Here is a 3,797-nt window from a genome sequence, read left to right as displayed (position 1 = left end):
GACGCTTAAAATAACGAAGACCGCAAAGGGTATCGAGGGGAATTTTACTGTTCCGGATTCGGTACTTTCATTTTCTATCAAACCAGAAAACAATCTGAGGGATGTCGATGAACCGTTGTTGTTTTTGGTTTATAAGGATGGCAAACCTTTACCTGGCGCTCTGGCTTCAGCGGCTGTTAATTATAAAAGGCCGGATTACAACAGCAACTTACAGTCGGAAATAGCCCGGTTGCTCTATCGAAGGGAGTTTAAACTAAATCCGCAATTGCGCGCTAAGTATTTACTTGACTATTTCGAAAGTGCGGCGATTAAACCGGACAGCTTGATCATTAGAGAGATCAATAAAGACTGGCGGGATTCGCTGCAAAATGCGAAGAATGATCGATTTTTAACCCGGTTATACAACCTTACCGGACGTTTTTTCTGGCTTACTGGCAGGGAGGACTTGAAAGCTCAGTTGCTGGCTAAATATCCTGAGGGAGATCTTGCATTTGCCGAAGCAAGGAATGAACTGGGGAAATCAGGAGCGCTCTATGAGCAAAAACTGGCCGAAATGGAGCGCAGGTTTAGGTCTGAATATGCGAAAGAAGGACTGGATCAGATCTACAGCCAGCGAAGCAGGATGGAGCTGGAAAGTGGACAGCTGGAAAAAGCGGCAATGTATATCAGAAAAATCCGGTCAAAATATGTGTTAAAGCAGGCTTATTTGAATGGCGCCAACCGGTTGCTGTCTAAAGGGAGTGTACTGGATACAGCGGTATCGTTTGTTCAAAAAGCATTGGACTTATATACCTACCAATTTCAGCCTTTTACAGATCAGCCCTATCATCTAAAGGACAATGGATTAAAATATATAAAGTCTTCGCAATTAGATTTATATGCGCAAGTACTTTATGCAAAAGGTGATCTAAAGGGCGCTCTTCAAAAAATAAGGGAGGCGAGACATACGGAATCATCCGGTGTAGAAGTTAATGAGCATTACCTGAAGTATTTGCTGGAGGCCGGGGACTATAAAAGTGCCTTTTCAGTTGCGGATAGTTGCCTAAAGGCAGATATTTTATCGGATCCGGTTAAAGCTGCCCACCGTTTGTCGTTTCTCAAACTGGAACCGGACGAGCGCAGGTATGAGCAGCTTTACCAGCGGCTTACAGACAGTGTTAACCTTGCATATCAGTTGCCAGTGTACAGTAAGCTCAATTTAAAAAGTATAGATTTTACTCTTGATAATTTGGGTGGGCAGCCTTTTAGGTTGTCGCAGCATAAAGGGAAGACAGTGGTGCTCTATTTTTTTAATTCCAAAAACAATCAGCAGATAAATCTGATTTGGAACAATGAATTTGATAAAGTCTATAACGAATTTAAGAACAGGAGCGACATCGTCCTGGTGGGTATTGACCGGACTCCAGCATTTGAGGCAGATGAGGCGAGCCGGACGCGATCACGGATGCAGGTGATAACTCAGTTTGTAAAAACGGCAGGTTATCATTTTCCTGTGCTGGTAGATCAGTACCATCATGATTCACGAAATTCAGGTCACTGCTTCTTTTACATGTCGGATACCTACAGTGCAGGTTCACCTGGTCAGTTTTATGTGATTGATCCTAAAGGCATAGTCAGGTACAAATCATATCCGGTATCAAACAGGACTACAGCCCATAACTTTACCAGGGAACTGAGGGCTGCATTAAAATATGGTGGAAGTTAATTGTCTTGCTGATTTTTTCCCTGCGTAAACCTGTTGATGACCATTGCGGCAGCGGTATCGCCGGTGGCATTGAGCAGTGTGGCTACGGGATCGATCAGGGTGCCGATGATGATGGCAGGCGGGAGCGCTTCTGGTGGAAAGCCGTAGGCTGATATAAAGAGTAGTTCGCCAATATAACCTCCATTTGGGATGCCGCCTTCTACTATGCTGACCAATACAGTGATTCCCAGGGCAAGCAGGATGACCTCGGCACTGTTAAAGCTCTTGCCAAACATGGCAAATACGACGGTCATTTTTAAAATGGAGGAGATGCTGGAGCCGTCTTTGTGCAGTGTTGCTCCAAGCGGAATGGTGATGCCTGCGATGACTTCATTGATGCCCATCTTTTTTGCTGCGGCCAGGTTTGCTGGCAGGGTAGCGATGCTGCTGCAGGTGGCTACGGCTGTAACTGATGGTACAATATTGTTTTGCCAGTACCGGCGGATGCCTTTTATCCCTCCGGCAATGAAGGCATAGAAACTAAAGAATACGATATAATAGAAGATGCTGACTCCGTAGCCTATGCCAAGGATGTGTGCGTAGGAGCCAAACAGTTCGGGCCCGAATACGGCGACCTGGTAAGCAAAATAGGCGCCCAGTCCGACTGGTCCTGCTTTCATGATGATGATGAAAACATTTTTAAAGACTTCATTGGCTGAGTTTAGAAAGTTCCTGAAGGCGATTCCCTGCTGTCCTGATTTTAAAGTGCCAAAGCCAACTAGTATGGCGATAATGATCAGCGCCAGCATGTTCTTGCGAGAAAGCAGCAGGTAAAACTCGCCTGTGGTAAACAATTTTGTGATGGCATCGCCAGTGAGTTTACCGTTGGTTTCTTCGAGTATCGGCAGTGCTGTTTTGGCAACTTCCTGATGAACTGGGAACAGACTGACAGCTGTGATGGTGAGCAGTGCAGCGAGGACCAGTGTGCCCAGGAATACCAGGGACATGATGGTGAGGATCCGGTTTAGTTTCTGGCCCCCTTCGATATTGGCTATTGCCGAGGAGATGACAAAGAATACGAGCGGGATCACTGCCACAAATAGCAGGTTGAGAAAGATATCGCCTATGGGTTTGAGTATTTCTGCCTGCTTGCCGAAAACGATTCCGCAGATACTGCCGAGTGTAATGCCAACGAGCAGCCAGGTGATGCCGCTGTAATTTTTGAAGGTGCTGTTCATGCCATTACTTATCTGGATGGTGACTGCTCTAATTTAGCAAGATATTTTTGAATTTACTGTTCAGACAGTTTGTGGGTGTGTTTTATTTCGCAGCAGGATCGTATTCAAAGGGAAGCTGGTCACCGAGTCTCTTTCCGCCCCAGTATCCCTGGATCAGGAAACTTCTGTAGTCAACAATACTGCCTTTTGCATCGACTGAAGCATTATTTAGGTAAAGATAAACCTGTGAGCCTGTGCCACGGGTGATTGATGCCTTGATCCGTTTTTTATTGACTTTAGGGTCCTCTGACAGGCGGTCGTAGGTGTCGTATATGGTATAGATCTTCCCTGGAAATTTAACGGTCATCATTTTGCTGTCTGTATGTTTAGCGATTTGATCTGCGTTTAATGGTTGGTCACGGACGGTCAGGGGAGGTATTCCGTCGTTTTGCACCTTGTAAGTGAAAAATCCGTTTTCTTGCAGTTCATTCCTGTAAAGTGACCTGAAATAATGCATCATGGAGCCGAAATAGGCTTGTTTTCTGTTCTTCGTCCATTTCTGTTTTTGTTCTTCTGTTCCTTCAAGATTTTCAAATGTGCATTCGCCGGTGAAGTTGGCCACCAATGATGCCCGGTTGAACTTAAAGTTTCTCAGCAGGTATTTGATGCGATAACCGAGATTGTGGTTTTCAATGATCAGAAAATCGTCGCTGTTGACTTCTACAAAGGGTGAGTATGCGCTGAAATTGAGCACTTCAGGATTTAGCAGTTCGCAGGACCTGGCGCCGGGAGACTGGCCCAGAAAGTTTTTGAGAAAGAGGTCCATATATTTATCCTTCACGGGGTCATTTTTAATGACTACCTCGCGGAGTGCAATCTGGTTTTCTTTCATCAGG

General features: G+C 45.3%; 2 protein-coding genes and 1 pseudogene. 1 reads left to right on the top strand and 2 read right to left on the bottom strand.

The window, feature by feature from the left end:
* Positions 1–1,705 (top strand): peroxiredoxin family protein (locus VK541_RS08055; RefSeq protein WP_324368712.1); only part of this gene is annotated, 1,705 nt, incomplete at its 5' end.
* Here the strand turns inward: VK541_RS08055 and VK541_RS08050 are convergent.
* Positions 1,702–2,922, bottom strand: coding sequence for a dicarboxylate/amino acid:cation symporter (locus VK541_RS08050; RefSeq protein WP_324368710.1), 1,221 nt, complete (start codon positions 2,920–2,922; stop codon positions 1,702–1,704). The genes VK541_RS08055 and VK541_RS08050 overlap by 4 nt on opposite strands.
* Before the next feature lie 82 nt (positions 2,923–3,004).
* Positions 3,005–3,797: pseudogene (locus tag VK541_RS08045) on the bottom strand (hypothetical protein); the annotation flags it as partial.

This window comes from Pedobacter sp. (genome assembly GCF_035317785.1).
Taxonomy (GTDB): Bacteria; Bacteroidota; Bacteroidia; order Sphingobacteriales; family Sphingobacteriaceae; genus Pedobacter.
This window is presented reverse-complemented; position numbering and strand designations above follow the sequence as displayed.